The organism is Roseivirga echinicomitans (assembly GCF_001592935.1).
GTDB lineage: Bacteria > Bacteroidota > Bacteroidia > Cytophagales > Cyclobacteriaceae > Roseivirga > Roseivirga echinicomitans.
Genome location: NZ_LRDB01000023.1, coordinates 264,289 through 286,838, shown reverse-complemented (window position 1 = coordinate 286,838; position 22,550 = coordinate 264,289). Strand labels below are relative to the sequence as shown.

General features: G+C 39.0%; 14 protein-coding genes. 11 read left to right on the top strand and 3 right to left on the bottom strand.

Annotated features, from left to right (window positions below; genetic code table 11):
• Positions 1-63 precede the first annotated feature (63 nt).
• Positions 64-813 carry a hypothetical protein gene (locus AWN68_RS12580; protein WP_068416187.1) on the bottom strand — a complete coding sequence of 250 codons (750 nt, stop codon included), beginning with the start codon at positions 811-813 and terminating at the stop codon, positions 64-66.
• Between the two features lie 112 nt (positions 814-925).
• On the opposite strand from AWN68_RS12580, the gene AWN68_RS12575 reads away from it, so the two are divergent.
• The gene (locus AWN68_RS12575; RefSeq protein ID WP_068416184.1) at positions 926-2,578 is read left to right on the top strand and encodes a M28 family metallopeptidase; all 1,653 of its coding nucleotides are present in this window, start codon (positions 926-928) and stop codon (positions 2,576-2,578) included.
• 58 nt (positions 2,579-2,636) lie between these two features.
• On the opposite strand, the gene AWN68_RS12570 is transcribed toward AWN68_RS12575, so the two are convergent.
• A complete protein-coding gene (locus tag AWN68_RS12570; protein WP_068416181.1) occupies positions 2,637-3,164 on the bottom strand; it encodes an FKBP-type peptidyl-prolyl cis-trans isomerase in 528 nt (175 codons plus the stop codon).
• A gap of 146 nt (positions 3,165-3,310) precedes the next feature.
• Positions 3,311-6,427, bottom strand: a complete 3,117-nt coding sequence (locus AWN68_RS12565) for an efflux RND transporter permease subunit (RefSeq protein WP_068416174.1) — start codon at positions 6,425-6,427, stop codon at positions 3,311-3,313.
• Between the two features lie 190 nt (positions 6,428-6,617).
• Here AWN68_RS12565 and AWN68_RS12560 point away from each other — a divergent pair, with 190 nt between their 5' ends.
• The 10 genes from AWN68_RS12560 to AWN68_RS12515 all read left to right on the top strand — a co-directional run bounded on the left by AWN68_RS12560 (position 6,618) and on the right by AWN68_RS12515 (position 22,550).
• The gene (locus AWN68_RS12560; protein WP_068416170.1) at positions 6,618-7,739 is read left to right on the top strand and encodes a 6-bladed beta-propeller; all 1,122 of its coding nucleotides are present in this window, start codon (positions 6,618-6,620) and stop codon (positions 7,737-7,739) included.
• Positions 7,739-8,185, top strand: a complete 447-nt coding sequence (locus tag AWN68_RS12555) for a hypothetical protein (protein WP_068416167.1) — start codon at positions 7,739-7,741, stop codon at positions 8,183-8,185. The genes AWN68_RS12560 and AWN68_RS12555 overlap by 1 nt, the downstream gene beginning before the upstream one ends.
• A gap of 140 nt (positions 8,186-8,325) precedes the next feature.
• Entirely contained in the window at positions 8,326-9,390 is a 1,065-nt protein-coding gene (locus AWN68_RS12550; RefSeq protein ID WP_084362857.1) for an efflux RND transporter periplasmic adaptor subunit, read from the top strand.
• Between the two features lie 3 nt (positions 9,391-9,393).
• Positions 9,394-12,441 carry an efflux RND transporter permease subunit gene (locus tag AWN68_RS12545; RefSeq protein ID WP_068416158.1) on the top strand — a complete coding sequence of 1,016 codons (3,048 nt, stop codon included), beginning with the start codon at positions 9,394-9,396 and terminating at the stop codon, positions 12,439-12,441.
• 440 nt (positions 12,442-12,881) lie between these two features.
• Entirely contained in the window at positions 12,882-13,586 is a 705-nt protein-coding gene (locus tag AWN68_RS12540; RefSeq protein WP_157716196.1) for a hypothetical protein, read from the top strand.
• On the top strand, positions 13,583-16,375 hold the full coding sequence (locus tag AWN68_RS12535; RefSeq protein WP_068416153.1) for a carboxypeptidase-like regulatory domain-containing protein: 2,793 nt from the start codon (positions 13,583-13,585) through the stop codon (positions 16,373-16,375). Before AWN68_RS12540 ends, AWN68_RS12535 begins: the two co-directional genes overlap by 4 nt.
• Positions 16,376-16,380: 5 nt before the next feature.
• Positions 16,381-18,603 (top strand): hypothetical protein, encoded by a 2,223-nt coding sequence (locus AWN68_RS12530; RefSeq protein WP_157716195.1) that lies wholly within the window; start codon positions 16,381-16,383, stop codon positions 18,601-18,603.
• The gene (locus AWN68_RS12525; protein ID WP_068416148.1) at positions 18,590-19,840 is read left to right on the top strand and encodes a DUF4249 domain-containing protein; all 1,251 of its coding nucleotides are present in this window, start codon (positions 18,590-18,592) and stop codon (positions 19,838-19,840) included. Before AWN68_RS12530 ends, AWN68_RS12525 begins: the two co-directional genes overlap by 14 nt.
• 80 nt (positions 19,841-19,920) lie before the next feature.
• The gene (locus AWN68_RS12520; RefSeq protein ID WP_084362856.1) at positions 19,921-21,195 is read left to right on the top strand and encodes a DUF4249 domain-containing protein; all 1,275 of its coding nucleotides are present in this window, start codon (positions 19,921-19,923) and stop codon (positions 21,193-21,195) included.
• 83 nt (positions 21,196-21,278) lie between these two features.
• Entirely contained in the window at positions 21,279-22,550 is a 1,272-nt protein-coding gene (locus tag AWN68_RS12515; protein ID WP_068416142.1) for a DUF4249 domain-containing protein, read from the top strand.

Here is a 22,550-nt window from a genome sequence, read left to right as displayed (position 1 = left end):
TATTAAGGGGATTACTTTCAAAAAGTGATCCTTTTTTATTTTCGGATTTTTTGTATTGAAACTTTAACCCTTCTTGAAATATAACTTCATGAGTTCATTTTTCACTAATAGGCGTTCCCAGAGCATATTACCATTGCTAAATTCAATTGCCCAACGGGTTCTTATGTCTTTATCATCGCTGATTAATGTGAGTATCGGTGAATGTGAATCGATTTGCCAAATGCCTGTTTCCACTAAAACCCCTTCTGTATCAAACTTATTATAGCGCCTGTCCCAATTAAAGCTATAAGTAATTCTTTCAAGCAGATATTCGGCAACCACTCTGCCTGTAGTCGGGTGTATCCCGTTCGCAATTCTAATCTCCCAAGTGCCAACAAGCGTGTCCCAAGGTGCCATTGGCTTCTGATTTACGTTCACTAGGGTTATACTCACTTTATTTCCTTCTTCAATTCTCTCCCAAATCATTTTTTCATTTTGAAATGAAACATTAAAAGGGCCGTAGGGGTCAATTCTTGCCTCAGTGGATTGAAGCAAGGTTTTTTGTTGATCATCATAAATCCAACTTCCCAAGTCATTTTGAAGCCACCCATTTCCCGAAGTAAAAGTGCCGTCTTCTTCAAGTAAAATCCATTTGGCTGTGGGGGTTAAGTCTTTATCATTTACTTCAACTTTTTCAATCACCCATAAACCAGTGACGGGCAAGGGAGAGAATGAAATATTTCCTGTTTTTTCACTTACAATCTGTGAGGCGTTTTGCGCATGACAAGGTTTGATGACGATAAGCAAAAGGAAAATGAGGAGGCTGTGTTTCATCAATTCTAAAATTCGAGAATTACATCAGTGAAATTAGAGGATTTGACCTGTTCCTCAAAATTCATTTTAAGCCCTTAAATTTTCTTTATCTTCGTTTTTAAATTGATAGAATATGAAAAGAAAAAATATAGCAATTTTCGCTTTGTTGGCCATAGCTTTTTGGGCTTGCCAATCGGGTGGAAATGTAACTGAGGAAAAGGTAGTTATTGATACACTCACCATCGACCGTCATCTAAGTGTGCTGGCCTCAGATGATTTTATGGGAAGAAAACCTTTCACCGAAGGAGAAGAAAAAACGATTCATTATTTGGAGTCGGAATTGAAAGGAATGGGCTTGAAACCTGGGAATGGAGATAGCTATTTTCAGGAAGTGCCTTTGGTAGAAATTACAGGCACACAATCTCCGACTATGACCGTAACCGGACAGGGTGAATCTATGAGTTTCAAAACCAGTGACGATGTTGTGATCTATACCGAAAGGGTGGAAGAAGAAGTTGCTATTAAAGATTCTGAATTGGTGTATGCAGGCTTTGGTATTGTAGCACCAGAGTATGGCTGGAATGATTATGAAGGTATGGACGTAAAGGGCAAAACGGTTGTCGTTTTAGTGAATGACCCTGGTTTTGGCTCAGGTGACAGCACTTTTTTTAAAGGTGACCAAATGACTTACTATGGCCGTTGGACTTATAAATATGAAGAGGCGGCTCGACAAGGTGCGGCTGGTGTTTTGATTGTGCATGAAACCGTTCCCGCTGGTTATCCGTGGTTAGTGGTGCAAAGTTCATGGACAGGTGCAAAGCTAAATTTAGACGATGCCAATCCACCCTATAAATGCGCAATTCAGGGATGGATTACTAGAAATACAGCGGTTAAGTTGTTTCAAGCAGCAGGAATTAAGGACTACTCTAGTTTGGCCAAAACAAAAGGTTTCAACCCCATAGCAATGGGCTTGAAAGCCTCTATGAGTGTTAAGAATGAAATCAAAAGAGATATGTCGCATAATGTTGTGGCCATGGTTGAAGGAAGCGAAAGGCCAGATGAGTACGTTATTTATTCAGCTCATTGGGATCATTTGGGTGTGGGTGCTCCAGTAGATGGTGATTCTATTTATAACGGTGCACATGATAATGCCAGCGGAACGGTAGGTCTGCTTACGATAGCCGAAACATTCGCTAAAATGGAAACTAAACCTCAACGTTCGGTGGTATTTCTGTTCGTAACGGCAGAAGAACAAGGTTTACTGGGTTCTGCTTATTATGCTCAAAACCCACTGTTTCTGGCAAATCAAAGTGTAGCGAATATTAATATCGATGGTCTTCCAGCCTATGGCGAAATGAAGGATTTGACCATTACTGGTTATGGACAGTCGGAGTTAGATACTTATGCGAAGACTGAAGCCGACAAACAGGGGCGTTACGTAATTCCTGACCCAGATCCGTCAAAAGGTTATTTCTTTCGTTCTGACCATTTCAATTTTGCCAAAATAGGTATTCCAGCTTTATACGCTTCGGGTTCGTATGAGTCGAAAGAAAAGGGAGTGGAGTTTATTGAAAAGAAGACACAAGAGTATTTGGCCATTCGATACCACCAGCAGGCAGACAATTACTTACCTGAAGAGTGGGATTTGAAAGGTATCGCCCAAGATGCGGCATTACTTTTCAATGTAGGTAAGAGGTTGGCTAATGAAACTTACTTCCCGAAATGGAGTGAAGGTTCGGAATTTAAGGCGAAACGAGATGAAGACATGAGCCTGAAAAAGAAGTAACCGTTCTTTTAGGTGATAAAAATAAAGGCCGATTGATTAACGATCGGCCTTTATTAATTTATTTTTTCACTTCCAGCAGTGTGATTTTAAACTTCAAATTTGAATTGGCAGGGATTCGATCCTTTTGTAAATCTTGGTAACCATATACTGATGGGATTAGGAATGTGCCACTTCCTTCTTCTGTTAAAATCTGAGTAGAGATGTCAAAACCTAAAATCACCATACCTCGACCAGATATAAAACCAAATCGCTCATAGGTTCTACTGGCGCTAAAGATGCCGTTGTCTACTGCGGTTTGCTCTACGTTGGTGTCTATAAAAGAACCATCCAAAAGTGTGAGTTCATAATTAACGTAAACAGTATCACCTAGTGCAACTGTTTTTCCATTTCCTTCTTCATCAATAATGTATCTAATATCTGTCTCATGAGTTTTTACGGTCAAATTGTTGGTAGCAACATAACTGTCGATTGTTTCAATGTCAATCGCTAATTGTGCATTAGGATCGTAAGGTTCAAAATCATTTGAACAAGATTGCAGCGTTACACCAATCATCAATAATCCCAACAGAATTTTTATTCTTTTCATATTTCTTTCAAATGCCCTTCATGGGGCATTGTTTATTTTTATTAATCTTTTCTAAACTCGTTAGACACCTTGCTATAGCCAGAAGTTGGAATAGTGCCTAATTAAAGGTTACGCAAATATATTGGAAGGAAACAAATAAGAAGGCATTATGCTCTTTTAACTTTCTTGGTAAGGAAAACTGGAAGACAAAGAAAAACGGCTACAGTAGAAAACATTAGTCCACCAATAGTGCCAATGGCCAAAGCGAACCAGAAAGCCTCGTTTTCTCCTTCGAGTAAAAACGGAATTAAGCCAAAACAGGTGGAAAGTATCGTAAGCATAATGGGTTGTGCTTTACCTATGACAGCCCTTAAAACAGCCCGATTATACTTTTTCAATGAAGAGTTGTTAAGGTCATTCACAATGAAAATTGCTGCATTTACTACCAACCCTCCGAGCATGACAAAAGCTGCATAACCTCCCTGATCAAAAGAGAAATCGAATAAAGAGAAGATGAGAAAAAGCCCAATGAACGAGATAGGGATGGTGATAATGATGAAGAGGGGTTGCTTCAGGTTTTCAAATAAGATGGCACAAATTATAAAAATGCCAATAATTAAATAGCCTAATAAACCATACTGTTTTGTTTGTTTGTCAAAACGAAATAAACGGTCTTGGGTGTCAATTTGGTAGCCTACAGGCATAATAAGTTTCATTTCTTCAATCATCTTATCTCGGTATTCGGCCCCAAATTTTCCAGACCCCAAATATTTGAATCCTAATTGTCTTAAATACTGTCGGTCCTCTTTGTGAATTTGGTTGGCGGATTCTTCAAAAACCATAGTGGCGTAGTCGTTGATTTTTACCAGACGACTGGTGTCGATGGGAAGAGCTTCTTCCATTAAATCATATTTAGAAAAGGCTTTGGCATTCATGGCCTTTACAAAAATAGGAGTACGTTCATTGTTCAAATTGGCTGATGCTGATGATGAGTTTGGTAAAGTGTAATCGATGAGCACATTGGTAACGGCTCCTCTGCTTATACCTGCTTTGGCCATTCGATCCACATCAAAGTAGAGCACATATTCGTTTCCCTTCAAACTATAATAATTGTATCCAATTTGTTCGTTGGTTTTTACTTCTTGTATCCTTTTGTGGTTCTCCAGTTTTACAGCTAGAATGTCAGCTTGTCGGCTTAATTCATCATAATTATAGCCTCGCATTCTAATGCCAAATTCTTGTGATTCACCTCTTTCTCCACCAATGTTGAATCCCTGACCTACTCCTACTATTGACCACTGCACCCCAGTTAAATCGACAGACCTGGCCTGTAGGCGTCCTTTGAGCTGATAAGGTAGTGCGGAAAATTCATATTCCGGCTCGAAGGTGATTCGTACTGTACCCGTTCTATTATCTACACGAGTAATGTATTTATCTATACCCTTGACTCCATCCACGAACTCTTCCACTTTTCCAATTACATAATTGGCATCTTCTAATGTTGTACCCATGGGTAATGTAGCCCTTACCGTTAATTGGGTTTGACTAACATCTCTGTAGTAGTAGCCTTGATACACTTCGGTGGCAAATTTTCTCATTGCTCCACCCAGAATTTTATCCGTAATAGGGCGTATATCGTCTTGATATTTATCGCTCCCAATCGTTTTATTGTACCATTCTTGGCCTTCCCATTGTATTGGTATTTTAAACACGGGTAAACCGAAACCTAGAATAACGATAACGATAAAAGCCTTTCTGTAGCGAACTACAAAGCCAATAGATTTAGAATAGCCCTTAAACCATTTCACTTTTCTACGGAGTTGGCGGGTACTGAATAACTTGCTCTTTTGAATTTCTTTTTTAAACAAAAGCTGGTAAAGGGCAGGGGTGAAAAATAAAGCAATAAGTAATGATACAGCTAAGTTGATGGCCACTACAATTGAAAAATCAGAAAGGTTTCTTCGGTCCTCTTCGGGTAGAAGCAGCACCATTAACAGTGCCATAATGGTGGTTAGTGAGGCGGCTAAAAGCGCTACAAAAATACCTCGATTTTTCTTTCGGTACATGTGGTCCATCATTACAATGGCATTGTCTACTATTAACCCAAAGGAAATCGTGAGTCCAGCTATGGAGTACATATGAAGCTCAACATCTAGCGCATATAAGATAATGGCCGTTATGCAGAGGTTGACTGCAATACCCATAAAAAGTGTTGCTAAGTACCTCGGATTTCGATTGATTAGGAAGATGAACACCAAGAGAATAATTATGGAAAGAGAGGTTCTTTGATAGATTTTGTCCATCTCTTTGTTAAGGAACTCTGTGTCGTCTTGTTCTAATAAAATGCTTAGATCACTTTGTACTGTGGATTGCAATTCCTCAATTCGGTCTCGTATCTGTTTGGCCAATACAATTTTATTGACACCTTCCCGTGCATAAATCTGTAAGTTAATTGCATTACGACCATTGATTCGAGTGTAACTTCTCGGCTCTTGCTCTTCTAAATAAACCTTGGCAATATCCTTTAAATAAAGTTCTTTGCCTTCAATATTGCTGATTACGGCTTGCTCTAAGTCTTCTAAACTTGTCAGTTCTGAGGAGCTTCTGAAGTAGAACTGCTGACCCGCAGGGTTCTTGATCATGCCAGGGTAATTTCTGTCTTGAAAAAGGTTCAGACTACTTACAATGTCACTTTTGGAAAGCCCGTACCTCATTAATAATAGAGGATCAAAATCAACCGTGATTTGCAATTCGTTGGCTCCAGTTAATTCGGTTCTTTTAATTTCACTGATGGCAGATAGCGGTTTCAGAATGTATTCGTCTACATCCTTTTTAATTTTGTAAGAAGCATAAGGGCCATTAATCGAATAGAGGAGTATAGGGGATTCAGATTGGTTTTGTGTTTCACCACCACGTTGCTCAACCATGGGGTAACTCATGGTTTCAGGTAATTTCTTATATATGTTCCGAATTAGTGAGTTGATCTCGAATTTACGGAACTCCATGTCCTCTCCTTTATCGAAGGACAGTTCAATGCTTCCAGTGCTATACCCAGAAACACTAGTTACTTTGTTTACGCCTTCAATTTGAGAAATGGCATTTTCGAGGGGGGAAGTTGCCAAGCGTTCTACTATATCTGGTGATGAATCTGGGAGGGTAAATGAAATAGTAATGGCAGGCTTTGTGTAGCGCGGGGTAAAGTTCACGTTTAGCTTTGGGATAAAAGCGATACCGATCATCGCTAAAACCACAAATACTATTACCATTCGAAAAGGTCGCTTCATCTTGAAAAACAATAAGGTCTTAGATATTCAACTTTAAATAAGTCTTTATTAGGTTGAAATGAAAATAAAAATCATCATAAATTTAATAAAATTTAGATTAAGGCAATTATCAACGACTATAAAATTAGGTGATTGATTAATGTTTTAGTTTTAACTGTTATATTTGGTTTGAACCAACCTTAGGCTTGGCATGATTTTGAATCTAAAAATGCGATTACTGGCGGCTAACTTAATGTTGTTGTGCTTAGTTTCCTGTAATTCGGCTAAGGAAGAAAACACCATCCTATTCGATGAATTGGAGCCAGAAGAATTTAACGCCTTTTTATCGAGTACTGAACTCGAAATCATACCCTTGGCTACTGATGAGGTTGTTATAGGTGATTTCAACATGATCAGAAAGGCAGATAGTGAATATTTCATCTTTTCTGGTCAAGAAGGTAAAGTGCACCGTTTCGCTAGTTCTGGTAATTTCTTGAACACCATTGGCCAAATTGGTGACGGCCCAACAGAATACAGGAATCCATCAGGTTTTGTCGTATCTGGCGATAGTTTGGTGATCCTCTCACAAGGCAAAGGGTCATCTCTTTCTTTTTATTCAAAAACTGGGGAGTTTATTAAATCCATGGATTTTGAAGAAAGCACTTACCCCTCTTTTGAGTTGACGGATTTTGGCTATGTATTTTCAACAGGCAGTAATACCGTTTTTGAAAATAAGCATAACCTACATAGTCGAAACCTTAAAGGAGAACTGCTGAGTGAATTTTATCCCATAGTTGACAGGAACATGCTCTCTATGGGAGTGAATAATTTTGGGAGAAGTGAAAATGGGGCTCTCTATTTTGAGCCATTCAACAATCAGGTGTATAAAATTGAGCAGGACAGCTTAATACCGACACGTAAATTCGATTTTGGGGATTTCAACTTGAAAGAGAACGCTTTCGAAAGCGAGGATCCATATGAGAATTTTGAAAGAATTATGAATAACGGCACGGCCTTTATTCTGGCATACTCTGAATCGAAAAACTATGCCTATTTCTATATTCTGCTTCAACAAAATCCAGATAAGCCTAAAGCATTTCATTTTTTGCTAAATAAGAAAACGGGAGCGTCTAAGCTGATCAAGAGTATGGAAGAAACTGCTCCAGCTTTTCAGTTTATTGATGGGGATCGCTTGCTTTTCCTATTCCATGCTGGCGATGTATTGAACTTGGCCAAGCAGTACCCAGAATCATTAATGAATTATCAAAAGGTGACTGAGGCTATTAAAACAGATGATAATCCAGTAATTGTAATCGCTAAAATTGATTTCTGATGAAAAAATCACTCCTCTTACCATTGCTTTTAGCCGCATTGAGTTTCTCTTGTTCTTCAGGACCAAGAAAGTTAATTCTGCCTGAACTACCTGTAGTTTCTATTCAACCTAAAGCTGAAAACCAAAAGTCTCCTTTTGAGCTCAAAAGAAATACATATGTTGCTTATATCTATAGAAAGTGGCAAAAGGATAACCTTTACCGAATCGAATTGGCGGTGGCGGATTGTATTAAGAAGAATATGGGTTATCTGATTTATGTAGAAGCCGACTCGGAGACTAAAGTGAAACAGTGGTTGACGGAGTTGGATTATAAATACGATGTGGTTGTAGATAAGGAGTCACTCTTTAGGCAGGCTAATGGGGAGACTATTGAGGGCTATAATGGCTATATTATAGATAAGGATCGGGAGATATTGGGGAGCCCTAGAATTAGATATCGACAATGAATTCATGAATGTAGAACCAGCTATTTAAAATGAATAATTGAAAAGATGACAGCTATATTTAGCACTAATTTTTAATTTAATATTAAATAACTACCGAATTAGTTTTTTGAAATCATATTTTAACATTATTTTGGCCTATTATGAAGCGACTTTTTTTTATATCTGCGTGTTTTCTATTGTGTTTAGCTTGTAAGGACCAGAAGGTAGAGGTTGAGGAGGTTGACCAAGAAGCATTAAGAAAACAAGTACAGCCCACAGAAGTAAAAGTAGCCACTGCGGAATATAGACCATTCGAATTTTTAGTGAGTGCTACGGGTACCATCGAGTCGGACTATGAGCTGGAAATTATTTTTGAAACCAGTGGCTATTTACAGGAACTCAGTATTGAAAATGGGCAAAGGGTAAAAAAAGGCCAAGTCATCGGTCAACTACAAAACGATAAAGAAAAATTTGCGCTAGAAAAAGCTCAAGTTGCTTATGATAAGGCTTACCTCAATTACCAAAGCGACTCTATTCAAAGGGGCTCTAAAATTACTGCAGTTGTTAGTAATTCTTTCCAGCTAAACTCGGGTTTGAAGGATGCTAGAATAGGGCTTCGCGAAGCTCAAATCAATTTGAATAACACCATTATTAAATCTCCTTCTGATGGTATAATCGTTGACTTGGCATCCAAAGAAGGAAGCCTTGTTTCGGCAGGGAAAGTGCTTTGCTCTATTTATAATGATAAAAACCTGACCCTTACCGCCAAAATATTAGAGACTGATTTCGGATTTATCAAGCGTGGTCTTGTAGCAGATATTTTTCCATTGGCACGTAGAGACCAGTCATTTATGGCTACAGTAAATGAAATCAATCCGAGGGTAGACGAAACCGGAATGGTTCAAATAGAACTTAAACTGAGTCAACCGGAAGGATTGTTGCCCGGTATGAATGCCCAGGCAATTGTACGTGTTCCGCAAGCACGCCATATTATTGTGCCACGAGAAGCGGTGGTAATTAAGCAAGGAAAGTCGGTGATCTTTACTGTAGTGAATGGCATGTCTCAGTGGAAGTATGTAGAGATAGGGCTCGATAACGGAACGGATGTAGAAGTACTGGACGGTCTTAAAGAAGGCGATCAAGTAGTACTTACCAATAATATTCAATTAGCGCACGATGCTAAGGTTAGCATTGCCGAAGTAGATCTCACCAATTCTAACCAGTAAGCAATGGTTAAATTTTTGATCAACCGACCTGTCGCGGTATTTCTAAGCTTTATAGGCATCTTGTTTTTTAGCTTTTTGGCTTTACAAAGGTTGCCAGTTTCCTTATTGCCCAATATTGAGGTACCTGCCATTATTGTGAAGGTAAACTACCCCAATAATCCGCCCAGTATTATTGAAAATAGTATTCTCAACCCAATCCGTACTTCCTTAAATACTCTCAATAACTTAAAGTCAGTTGAAAGTATTGCCAATAGCGAAACTGGAATGCTCAAGTTGCAATTTGAGTTCGGTACCCGAATGGACTTGGCTTATATTGAGATCAATGAAAAAATAGATAGGCTTCAAGAGAGCCTACCACGCGATATGGATAGACCGCAAGTGGTGAGAATTAATACCTCTGATATTCCTATTGCAAGAATTCAAGTGATCCCGAAAGAGGGGATTGATTACACACAAACTTCAGAACTAACCGATCGGGTTTTAAAGAAAAGAATTGAACAAATTATCGGGGTTTCAATTGTGGATGTTAATGGTTTTCAAGGCCAGTTTATAAGCATTACGCCCGATTTGGAAAAAATAAGAGCACTTGGTCTTTCAGAACAACAGATTGATCAAGTTTTACAAGGAGCCAACCGAGATTTGGGAAGACTCTCGGTAAAGGATGGTCAATACCGTTATTTTGTTCGAATAGCCAATCGATTGGATAATATCATTGAGATTGAAAATCTTCCGATCATAAATAGAGAGGGCGATGTAATTAAGCTAAGTGATATTGCCGAAGTTAGCTTTCAGTCTGATAAAAGACAAGGTTATCATTTGAGTAATCAGAAGGAAGGTTTGGTGGTCACTGTGCATAAGCAAGCCAAGGCGAAAATGACAGAGTTGACTCCCTTACTCTATGAAGCTGTGGAGAATTTTAAAAAAGATTACCCTCAAACAGATTTTGAGCTTACACAAGATCAATCTCTTTTGCTTAACGCTGGAATCAACAATTTAAAGACTAGCCTTATTTATGGAGGTATCTTTGCCTTTGCGGTGCTCTTCCTTTTCATGGGGAATGTACGTATGCCAATTATGATGGGGATTACACTTCCCATTTCCCTATTGATAAGCTTTTTGTTCTTTTATGCCTTTGGCCTTTCTGTTAATATCATTTCATTAAGTGGTTTAGCGCTTGGCTTAGGAATGTTGATTGACAATTCAATTATTGTTATTGACAACATTACACGAAAAAGGAAGGACGGCTTGGACATAAGAGAAGCCTGTATTCAAGGGGTAAATGAGGTAATGACTCCGCTAATTAGCTCTGTATTAACCACTTTGGCTGTTTTTGTGCCGTTGGTTTTTCTGAATGGGCTTTCTGGCGCTTTGTTTTATGATCAAGCACTTTCTGTAGCTATCATTTTGGGTACTTCCCTTATGGTGGCTTTCGTGTTGTTACCGCTCCTTTATCGTAAGTTTTTTGAAAATCTGAAAAGCCCCATTAAGGAGGATAGCTTGATTTTTAAAGGAATTTTGAAACTATATAAATCGACTTTTAAAGTAGTTTGGCGATTTAAAACCTTGAGCCTTATTTTGCTATTAGCGTTAATACCTCTTGCCTATTTTATGATCATTGGCGCCCATAAGGAAGGATTGCCTGCGATTGAAAAAACAGAGACTTTGCTTTCCATTCAGTGGAACGAACCATTGGATGCTGAAGAGAATAAAAGGAGGGTGTTGGATCTTCTTGAAAAAACAGCGTCAGCTACTCCAAGCGAATCAGATATTGGACTGAAGCAATTTCTTTTGGCTGAGCAGAGTAACTCGATTGAAAGTGCAGAAGTGTATTTTAAGTCGGAGTCAATGGATGCAAAGTTAGATTTGGAACAAAAGCTAACGGCATTTTTAGAGAACACTTATAGAACTGCCTCTTTTCAAGTGGAAGATGCTCCGAATGCTTTCGATCAGATTTTTAGCTCAGAACAAAAATTTTTTATAGCAAAGTGGAAAAAGCTTTCGGGCAGTGAACGCCTTGATGAAGCAATGTTTGCCAATCTTGAAAAAGATGTAGCAGAACTAGTTAATGAAAAACCACGTGCTGGAAATGGATTTCAATTCGGTGAATCTATGGAAGCCGTTATCGATAATAAAGCCTTGTCTTTTTACGGTATTTCTGAAAACGCAATGAAAGATGCACTCTCAAAAGCATTGGATGGCTATTTAGTGACAGAAATTAGACGTTTTGGAGAGGTTACTCCAATTTGGATTCAACGTGGAACTGAAGATTTCAGAAGTAAGCTAAATGGCATTTCGGTAGAAGGCAGGGAAAATCAAATGTATCCGCTGTCCAACTTTGTGAAATTCGAGTACATTAAAGACATCAAGTCCGTAACAGCCGATAAGACCGGAATCTACCAGAGTTTGGAATGGGAGAACCTTGATGATGCTTCCATTGATAGACTACAGGAGCAACTGCCTGCAAGGGCTGCTCAATATGGTCTCTCTGTCGATTTTGATGGCGCTTATTTCCAAGGCAGAGAAAACCTTCAGCAGTTGATTTTCATTTTAATGATTTCTGTATTGCTACTCTATTTTATTTTAGCAGCTCAGTTCGAATCACTGGTTCAACCTTTAATTGTAATTCTAACACTACCGCTTGGTGTGGCTGGTGCACTATTAGTATTAATGATCGCTGGAGGAACTTTGAATGTAATGTCGGCCATTGGTATTATCGTAATGTTGGGAATTATGGTGAATGACGCCATCCTGAAAATTGATACCATAAACAGATTGAGGGAAGAATTTTCATTAAGTGACCCAACAAATACCAAGCGTCAGGTATTGCAGAATGCCATTGCAAAAACAGGTCAGATAAGGCTCAAGCCCATATTGATGACCTCGATTACGACCATTTTGGCATTATTACCAGTAGTGTTTTCAAGCGGTATTGGTGCCGACCTTCAAAGACCGCTCGTTTATACTGTAATAGGTGGCTTGACCATCGGTACTTTCACCGCTTTGTTCTTTGTCCCTCTCTCTTACTGGGTAATCAGTAAGAAGAAGTATTAATAAGTTTGAAAAGATAAGCTACCATTGATTTAGAGAGTAGGAACTGATACCTGAAAGGGTAAGAAGTTCAATTTGCAGACTGCTATATACTTCCTTAGTTACTTTTGGGTGAAACCCCTCCCAAATTGAGTTGAAAAAAAATGCTGAGTTAAACTGTAACCTATTTAGAACTTAGCGCGCTGGTCTATTGCTCAATCACTATGTACTGACCAATTAAAGAAAAAAGCAACCACCCGCCACAACCAAATCAGGGAATGCTGTGTCTTGATTGTTAAACATCATATGCCAGTAAGTAAGAAAAATATGGGGCTCTCATAAATTTACTTGCAATTGATCTTATATGTTTTATATATTTGGCTCAACCACGTCTGTTATTTAACTATTCAAAGTATAAATTGTAGATTACGTATAGTGGGGAGTTAATTTTTTTAACCTGAAATATGAAGTGTATTCCTCTTTTAGTTTTACTCATGCTTATCCAGTTGGAGGGGTATGGGCAGCAATACAGCCTTAAGGATTTTAATTTAGAAGGAGATATTAATACTTGGTATAGTATGCGTTTCGATTCGGTGAATATCAAGCCAATGACTGGCGCTCTCCCAAGTTTAGTCTCACAACGGCCAAGGGTCAATGCTTTTTTTATGGAGAATACGCTGGACTGGATGGAGGCGAGTATTATGTATGATAACCAACTCTACAGCAGCGTTCGAATGAAATATAATATAGAACAGCAGGTAGCATATATCTCACATCCATTAACCTATCAAACGGTAAGCTTAGACCAAAAGCTAGTCAACTGGTTCAGAACACCAGCAGGAGTTTTTAAACCCAAGAATGAAGCAACTGGCTATTACCTTATAATCTTTGAGGGAGAACAACTTTCTTTTGTTAAAGAAAGTGCTAAAAAGCTAGATATTAAGGACCGAGAATTTGAATACACACGGACCGATGAGTTTTATTTATTAACGGATAATGAGAGAGTGCGAGTTAAGAATAAAGGGTCTTATCTGAAGCAATTTCCATCACATAAAAAGGAGATCAAGAAGTTTATGCGATTAAAAGAGTCTCGCGAGATAAAAAGAATAGGTAAGGAAAATTTCCTGATCCACTTGGCCAAGTACTGTGATAACCTTTCCATCCAATGAGAAAAATAATAGTACTCAGTTTATTGGCTTTAAGTCTCAATGGCTTTGCTCAGCAAAACGAACCAACCTTTTCAGGGAGCTATGAAAACGCTTCGTTAGAAAAAGTTATTTTAGATATTGAAGCCCGACTGGCTTATACTTTTTTCTATAAAAATGACTGGATTGATTCATTGCAGTTCACAGGTACATTCAGTCAAACGCCTGTAGAGGATGTTCTAAGTAGACTTTTTGAAAACACTTCTGTTCGGTACTATTTGCAAGACAGAAAAATATATTTGACCAACGGGATCACCATTATATCTACTCCTGAAATAGTGAGTAGTGTGTTGACCCAAGCTAATAAACGAAAAGAAGAAACTGAGATAGAAGAGGGTAAAGAACTGCTTTTTACGAAGGAATTTAAGGGAGAAACACAGAATAGTAAAGACTTAGAAAACTTTGTATTTGAAGTAGGAAGTCGTGCACAATTCAAAGCAGGTAGTAATTCTACCCTTGTAGGCTATATAAAGGAGAGTATCACTGGAGAGCCGATCGAGGGAGCGCTTGTATATACTCCCGATGGGAATAAGGGGACCACTTCAGGGAGGGATGGTTTTTATTCCCTGACCATAACAAATGGGAAACACGAAATTCAGGTCCAGTTTACGGGAATGAAAAGGGCTAGGAGAAACCTGATCCTCTTTTCAGACGGGCAATTGGACATAGGGATGGATGTGGATGTGATTGCTTTGAATGAGGTAATTGTAGAAGCTAACAGAGGGGCAAATATAGAGCGATTGACTACGGGCGTTGAAAGGCTTAACGTAGAACAATCCAAAACAGTACCTGTAGTACTGGGGGAGAAAGATATTTTAAAAGTGGCCACCACATTTGCAGGTATTCAAACCGTGGGAGAAGGAGCTGCAGGCTTCAACGTGAGAGGGGGGAAATCAGATCAAAACCTATTCTTATTCGAAGGTGCTACAGTATACAATGCTTCTCACTTCATGGGATTCTTCTCTGTTTTCAACTCTGATGCGCTTGAGGGGATGGATATTTTTAAAAGCGGTATTCCGGCTAACCGTGGAGGGAGGTTGTCTTCCGTTTTTGAAATAACAGCTAAAACAGCCAATAAAGAAAAGGTTGTTGTGGAAGGAGGTATCTCACCGATTACTTCACGAGTTACTGCTGAAATTCCAATATTAGAAGGTAAATCTTCTCTTTTAGCGAGCGGAAGAGTTACCTATTCTGATTGGATTCTTCAGAGTATAGCGCATTCAGACTTCAAGGGTAATAAAGTGTCTTTCAGTGACTTTATTGTCAAATATGACCATGAAGTTGATCAGGACAATAAACTATCACTTTCTGCCTACCTGAGTAAAGATGACTTCCGATTGAGCTCTGATACGCTCTTCTCATTCTCTGATTTTTCTTATATCAATGAAATGGCAACGGCCAAATGGTTACATAGGTTCAATGAAACTATGGATGCGTCCCTAATAGCAACTTACAGTAAATACACCTATGATTTCGAGGCAACCCAATTGGTGAAAAATGCTTTTGCACAAGATTTTGGAATAAAAGAATATGGAGCTAGGCTGGATATGAATAAGGATATCCAGGTGGCTCATCAGTTCAATTTTGGGCTTGAAGCAAAACGGTATGATATCAACCCTGGTTCCAAATCACCAGTTGGAGCAGAATCAATTGTCGCTCCCATTGCATTAAGTCCTGAACAAGGAATTGAAGGAGGGGTTTATTTTTCAGATAAACACGAAGTGAGTGAAAAGCTGAGCTTTAATTATGGACTTCGCTATAGTTTCTTCACCTACCTTGGGCCAGGGGTTACTAGCCTGTATTTAGAAAACGCTCCGAAAAATGCAGACACCAAAACAGGAGAAACGCTCCACGAGAAAGGAGAGTTTATAAAAACATACCATGGGCCTGAGCTACGATTAGCCGGAAGGTATATGTTAGGGGAGAGCCGTTCGGTGAAAGTCAGTTATGATAAAAGCCGGCAATACCTACATGCATTATCCAACAGTTCCTCTCTGTCACCTACCGATATTTGGAGACTCTCCAACAGTTACATAAAACCTCAAACAGGAGATCAAATATCAGTTGGCTATTACGAAGACTTCATGGACGGTGAACTAGAGACCTCTCTTGAATTGTATGGAAAGAAACTCGATAACCTATTGGACTTTAAAACTGGTGCGGACTTCTTGTTAAACGATAGGATAGAATCTATTGCGCTTCAAGGCCCCGGTAAATCATATGGCTTGGAACTTTCTTTAAAGAAAACAACAGGGCGATTGAATGGTTGGTTTAACTATTCATATGCGCGCACATTTATTAAGCTCAGCGGAGATTTTGATGAAGAGACGGTTAACAAAGGCGCATATTTCCCTACCAATTATGACAAGCCGCACACCATAAATCTGGTAAGTAATTATGAAGTGACCTCTAGGTTTACCGTTTCATACAATCTTGCATACAGTACTGGCAGACCAATCACATTTCCTACTGGACTTTACAAGCTGAACGGTGTCGAAATTCTCAACTATTCGAATAGGAATGAATTCAGAATCCCAGACTATTTCCGTATGGATTTGGGGTTCACCTTAAAATGGGGGCATAGAATTACAAAAGGAGCGCATTCATTTTGGTCAGTTTCAATTTATAATCTGGTCGGTAGAAAAAACCCATTCTCTCTTTATTTTGATTTGGAAGATGGTGTAGTTAAAGGCTACAAACTGTCCGTGTTTGGTTCTCCGATTCCAACCATCTCTTACAACTTTAAATTCTAATGGAGATGACACAAACTCACAAAAGAACAAATCGCTGCCTAGCCATACTTACACTACTTTTAGTAATTACCATGGGGGTGTTTGCTCAAGCGCCAAACGTAAGAGAGCGAGTGTTCATTGATGTCAATGCACATGATTTACTGGTTGGAGAAACACTTCAGTATTCAGCTTTCTGTTTGAGCAATACTACAAACAAACCCTCCTCTCTGAGTAAGTATCTCTATGTTGAGTTAGTTGGGGAAGGTGGTGTTATATTCCAACGTAAGCACCAGCTCGAAAACGGGAAGACTAGTGGAGAGTTTTTTGTGCCATCAAGTACTCAAACCGGTCAATACTACCTTGTTGCCTACACGCGCTGGATGCGAAACTTTGATGATGTAGCACAAGCACCACTTGTATTTATTAATCCATATCAAGGGCATATAAATTCAGCCATTGTAGCGGCTGATGTTGAAGTGGAGTTCAGTACCGTTTCTGGTGCTTTAGTTACAAATGTTAACAATAATGTGGTTTTTAAAGTTCATCAGGGAGATAAACTACTTTCAAGGAAAGGACGGGTAATTAGTGAAGGAGGAAAGCAAATAGCAGACATAACCAGCGATGCTAATGGCATCGGAGCTTTTGAAATTACTCCTGAAAAAGAAACAAACTATCAATTGCTTCTTGAAAATCCCGAGGGTGGATTTCAGTTTTTTGACCTTCCAATATCTACGGATACTGGAGTAGGGCTTAATATTTTGCATAGCGATGATCAAATTGAACTGACACCGGTTGGAGAGGTCAAGTTTGGTCGGTTATATATTAAACATCAAGGGAAAGTAATTATCGAACGAGATGTTCAAAGTACCTACCCAATTAGAATAAAGAGAACTGAACTTCCTCAAGATGTCTTAAGTGTTTCTTTTAAAGATGCTCAAGGAATATCAAGGTTTGTAGCTCCATTATTTAATACAAAATTAGGGCAAGAGACATCGCCTACAACATTTGAGACTCGATCGCCTATAGTAATGGAACAGCACCTTGCTAAAGGAAGTTATAGTGTATCTATCCGTAAAACTTTTGCAAGTCAGCAACCACAGCTCCATTCTATCTTTTCCAAAGAAGGTTTGAGTTTGCCTGGAAACCTTGACTATAACGAGCTACAGCGTGCATCGAGCTTTGAGACAATAGAGAATAAGCCACTGCCAGAATATATTTCTTTCTTACCAGAATATCGCTATCAATTACTTGAGGGCACATTGAAAACGGAGAGAGATACAGTTTCTGTTGTTAATAAAAACGTTGTACTCAGCTTAACAGGAGAAAGTACTTTGAATATGTCTGTAGCAAGAACAGACCGTGAAGGAAGGTTCTTGTTGGAGTACCAAACTGTGAACAGAGGGAAAACAACTGCTGCACACCTTTCTATGCCAGAGTTCGATAACGAATATTCCTTTGAGCTAAGTAATAATTTCAAAGAGGAGCATCGATTAAATTTCTTTCCCATTGTCATAGACACTACCCAGCTTGCCGAGATTAGAGAAAGGAGTATCATCAGTCAGCTGGAGAATGCTTACTTCACTCCCTTTATTGACTCTTCGGAAGTTGAAAACAACATACCAACCACAATTAACTCTTTTACCGCCCATTATGAATTTGATGATTATGTAAGGTTTAGAACTTTGAAAGAACACTTTGTAGAGTACATTCCGGTGGCTGGTGTAAGAGAGAAACGTGGGGTGAAACGCTTTGTGGTACACATTTTAGATCAGTCTTTCAACTATGAAATGGAATCGCTTGTATTACTTGATGGAGTGCCAGTTAATCCTTCCGACTTGCTGGAATTTAGCCCATATCGTATAAAAAGTGTTGATGTCGCTAACAAGCGCTACTTCTTCGGGTCCTTGATTGCAGACGGGGTGCTTAGTTTCAACACTATTGAAGGTAATTTGGGAGGCTTTGATATTACGGCCAACCATTTGGCTTTCGATTTACTTACACCTGAAGTAAAAACTCCGCAACTAGAGACAGACTATATAAAAGACCTACGAATTCCGGATTCAAGAATTCAACTGCTTTGGCTACCAGATTACAAGGTAAATCAGGAAGGTACTCAACAAATTCAGTTTAATACATCTGATGTTGAAGGAGATTTTGAACTAGTTATTGAAGGCTTTACAGAGGAGGGAATTCCAATCTCCATTATTAAAAAATTCATGGTGAAAGAGCATACAAATGAAAAAGGGTAACTTCAAAATATCAGTAAAAACCCTCCTGATCTGGTTGGTGGTGTTCATTACAACATCGTGTATTGAAGAGTTAGAAAGAACATCCTTCACCTATGAGAAATTATTGGTAGTAGATGCCAATATCTCCGATCAGGTAAAAGCCCATGAGGTTCGCTTAACTTATACTTCCCCAGTAGATGGAGATACGGATGATCTCTTGAATACCGTTTCAGGTGCAGCTGTTTGGGTAGAAGATGACCTTGGCAGTCGCATTGATTTCCTTGAGCAAAGTGCTGGTGCTTACTTTTCACCTGATAATTTTGCTGGTGAGCCTGGAAGAAGTTACGCACTGTTCATTACCACAAACGAAGGAAAACAATATCAGTCATCATTTGAAAAACTGGTTCAAGCACCAGGAATAAGTGAGATTTATAATCGCTTTGCAGTAGAATCAACAGACCAAAAAGGAGGTGCTACACCAGGCGTACAGTTTTTTATTGATGTAAAAGATGCTAATCAAAGCACTCAGTTTTATCGTTACGAATGGACTGATACCCATCAGATCAAGGTTCCCATTATTAAAAAATATGAAGCCACCGCCTACTACGTAGGGTTAGCTATGTTCTATAGGATTACACCTTTTGATGAGGATGTGCAGGAGTGCTACAGAGAGGACCGGTTCAATGAACTCATTCTGGCCACCTCTGCTAACAATATTAATGGTGAGTTGAATGAAATACCAGTTAGCTTTTCCGCAGCTACTGATTTTGATGTAACCACAATGTACTCAATTGAAGTAACTCAGCGAGCAATAAGTGCTCAGGCCTATAGCTATTATCGAAAAATCAAACTCTTCAATGAATCGAACGGCTCGTTGTTTGATAAACAGCAAGGTATAATCGTTGGTAACATTATTTCTATCGACTCTCCTGATGAGCAGGTGCTTGGTTATTTTGAGGTTGCAGGAGCAAGTAGTAAGAGAATTTTTATAGCTCCTTCTGAGCTTGATCCAGAAGTTTGGGAATATGTGGTTAGACCCTGTGAAACGTATTCTGCCATAGAGTTTGACGGATCATTAACAACCTTTTATGAGGCTACAGATCTTCCTGAAGAGCAGAGAGGCAGTGTGATTCCGATACGAGAGAATTATGAACTGTATGATTATGATCAGTATACAGGGACTAAATTTATGGCCCACCGCTTTTGTGCAGATTGTAGAAGAAGAGGCAGTCTTGGAAAACCAAATTGGTGGCAATAGAGTACTTTGAGTGAAGAGTAGTTTTTCAGTGTAGAATTATTTCTCAAAGGCTATTCTAGTCTTACTTAGTTGAAGAAACCATGGGAAAGAATAGAAGAATGAAAAGGGTTAGTTATAAAATATTTTCAAAACTCTGTCTGATCTGTTTGGTCGTTTTCACTACTACTGATTGCATTGAAGAACTGGAAACAACATCCTTCACCTATGAGAAATTATTGGTAGTAGATGCCAATATCTCCGATCAGGTAAAAGCCCATGAGGTTCGCTTAACTTATACTTCCCCAGTAGATGGCGATGCGGGTGATCTCTTGAATACTGTTTCAGGTGCAGCAGTTTGGATAGAAGACGACCTAGGTATGCGCGTTGATTTTACTGAACAAAGTGCTGGTTTCTATTTTTCTCCTGACACTTTCGCTGGAGTATCAGGAAGAAGTTACGCGCTTTTTATTACCACAAATGAAGGAAAGAGGTATCAATCATCATTTGAAAAACTAGTTCAGGCACCAGAGATAAGTGAAATTTATAATCGCTTTGCAGTAGAATCAACTGACCAAAAAGGAGGTGCTACACCAGGGGTACAGTTTTTTATTGATGTAAAAGATGCTGATCAAAGCACACAGTTTTATCGATATGAATGGACGGATGCCCATCAGATTATGGTTCCTTATATAAAAAAATATGAAGCCACCACCTACTACGTGGGGTTAGCTATGTTCTATAGAATTACCCCTTTTAATGAAGATGTTCAGGAGTGCTACCGAGAGAACAGATTCAATGAACTAATTCTGGCTAACTCAGCTACCAATATTAATGGGGAGTTGAATGAAGTACCGATTAGCTTTTCGCCAGCTACTGATTTTGATGTAACTACAATGTATTCAATTGAGGTAACTCAACGAGCAATAAGTGCTCAGGCATATAGTTACTATCGAAAAATAAAACTCTTTAATGAATCGAACGGCTCGTTGTTTGATAAACAACAAGGTATAATCGTTGGTAATATCATCTCGATCGACTCTCCTGATGAACAAGTTCTTGGTTATTTTGAAGTAGCCGGAGCAAGCAGCAAAAGAGTCTTTCTAGATTCTTCGGAGTTAGATCCAGAAGTGTATAAATATGTAACTAGGCCTTGTGAAAAATATCCCTCCATAGAATTTGACGGGTCGTTAAACACGTTCTATGAGGCAACAGATCTTCCTGAAGAACAAAGAGGGGGAGCAATTCCGATAAGGGAGCTTTATGAACTATATGATATCTATGAAACCGATACAGGACCAGTCTTGATCTTGGCTCACCGCTTTTGTGCAGATTGTAGAAGAAGAGGCGGTCTGGAAAAACCAACGTGGTGGCAATAGAGTGCTTTGAAGAAAAAGTAGTTTTGCAGTCAGTGTAGGGTTTGTTTAAATGGCTCTTCCAGTCTCACTTAATTGAAAGAAAGATGGAAAAGAACAGAAGAATGAAAAATACTAACAACAAAAATGTAGAGAAGTTCTTACTGATCTGTTTGGTCGTTTTTACTTCTATGGGTTGCATTGAAGACCTAGAAACAGCATCGTTTTCATTCGATAAATTATTGGTAGTAGATGCCAATATCTCTGATCAAGCAAAAGCCCATAGGGTTCGCTTGACTTATACTTCTCCAGTAGGTGGCGATGTGGATGATCTCTTAAATACTGTCTCAGGTGCAGAAGTTTGGATAGAGGACGACCTAGGTATGCGCGTTGATTTCAATGAACAAAGTGCTGGTTCTTATTTTTCTCCTGACACCTTTGCTGGAGTACCTGGGAAAAGTTATGCGCTGTTCATTACTACAAGCGAAGGAAAAAAATATCAGTCATCATTTGAAAAATTGGTTCAAGCACCAGAGATAAGTGAAATTTATAATCGCTTTGCATTGGAAGCAACTGACCAAAAAGATGGTGCTATACCAGGGGTTCAGTTTTATATTGATGTAAAAGATGCTGATCAAAGCACTCAGTTTTATCGTTATGAGTGGACCGATGCCCATCAGATTATAGTTCCACACATTAAAATGTGGCAAGCAAATGAAGTACGTGTCGGGGTATCCAAGGAATATGAGCTTACCCCTTTTGTTGAAGATGTACGTGAATGCTACAGAGAGAATAGGTTCGATGATCTGATACTGGCCACTTCGGTTAATAATATCAATGGTGAATTGAGTGAAATACCAGTGAGCTTTTCTCCATCGAAAGACTTTAGCGTAACTACCATGTATTCTATCGAAATAACTCAGCGGGCAATAAGTCCTCAGGCATATGTCTACTATCGAAAAATAAAACTCTTCAACGAGTCCAATGGTTCGTTGTTTGATAAACAACAAGGTGTAATCGTGGGTAATATTAAGCCCATCGATTCTCAAGATGAACAAGTCTTAGGTTACTTTGAAGTTGCTGGGGCTAGTAGTAAACGAGTCTTCCTAACACTTTTTGACCTAGATCCAGAAGTGATGGAATATGTATCGAGAACCTGTGAAGAATTCTCCGTAGTAGAACAATATTTTGGGTCATTGGCAAAGTTTTATGAGGCTGCGGATCTTCCTTATGCCCAGAAAGCAGCCGCAATTTCAATACGCAAGCTTTATGACCTTTATGATTACAATCCAGTTTCTGGGGAGAAATTTTTGGCCCATCGCTATTGCACTGACTGTAGGTTAAAGGGGAGTCTTGGGAAACCAGATTGGTGGCAATAG

Coding starts and splice junctions, on each gene's coding strand:
- AWN68_RS12575 (WP_068416184.1), top strand. CDS start 926: ATGAAAAGAAAAAATATAGCAATTTTCGCTTTGTTGGCCATAGCTTTT.
- AWN68_RS12535 (WP_068416153.1), top strand. CDS start 13,583: ATGAGAAAAATAATAGTACTCAGTTTATTGGCTTTAAGTCTCAATGGC.
- AWN68_RS12550 (WP_084362857.1), top strand. CDS start 8,326: ATGAAGCGACTTTTTTTTATATCTGCGTGTTTTCTATTGTGTTTAGCT.
- AWN68_RS12580 (WP_068416187.1), bottom strand. CDS start 813: ATGAAACACAGCCTCCTCATTTTCCTTTTGCTTATCGTCATCAAACCT.
- AWN68_RS12570 (WP_068416181.1), bottom strand. CDS start 3,164: ATGAAAAGAATAAAAATTCTGTTGGGATTATTGATGATTGGTGTAACG.
- AWN68_RS12545 (WP_068416158.1), top strand. CDS start 9,394: ATGGTTAAATTTTTGATCAACCGACCTGTCGCGGTATTTCTAAGCTTT.
- AWN68_RS12540 (WP_157716196.1), top strand. CDS start 12,882: ATGAAGTGTATTCCTCTTTTAGTTTTACTCATGCTTATCCAGTTGGAG.
- AWN68_RS12560 (WP_068416170.1), top strand. CDS start 6,618: ATGATTTTGAATCTAAAAATGCGATTACTGGCGGCTAACTTAATGTTG.
- AWN68_RS12565 (WP_068416174.1), bottom strand. CDS start 6,427: ATGAAGCGACCTTTTCGAATGGTAATAGTATTTGTGGTTTTAGCGATG.
- AWN68_RS12515 (WP_068416142.1), top strand. CDS start 21,279: ATGGAAAAGAACAGAAGAATGAAAAATACTAACAACAAAAATGTAGAG.
- AWN68_RS12530 (WP_157716195.1), top strand. CDS start 16,381: ATGACACAAACTCACAAAAGAACAAATCGCTGCCTAGCCATACTTACA.
- AWN68_RS12520 (WP_084362856.1), top strand. CDS start 19,921: ATGGGAAAGAATAGAAGAATGAAAAGGGTTAGTTATAAAATATTTTCA.
- AWN68_RS12525 (WP_068416148.1), top strand. CDS start 18,590: ATGAAAAAGGGTAACTTCAAAATATCAGTAAAAACCCTCCTGATCTGG.
- AWN68_RS12555 (WP_068416167.1), top strand. CDS start 7,739: ATGAAAAAATCACTCCTCTTACCATTGCTTTTAGCCGCATTGAGTTTC.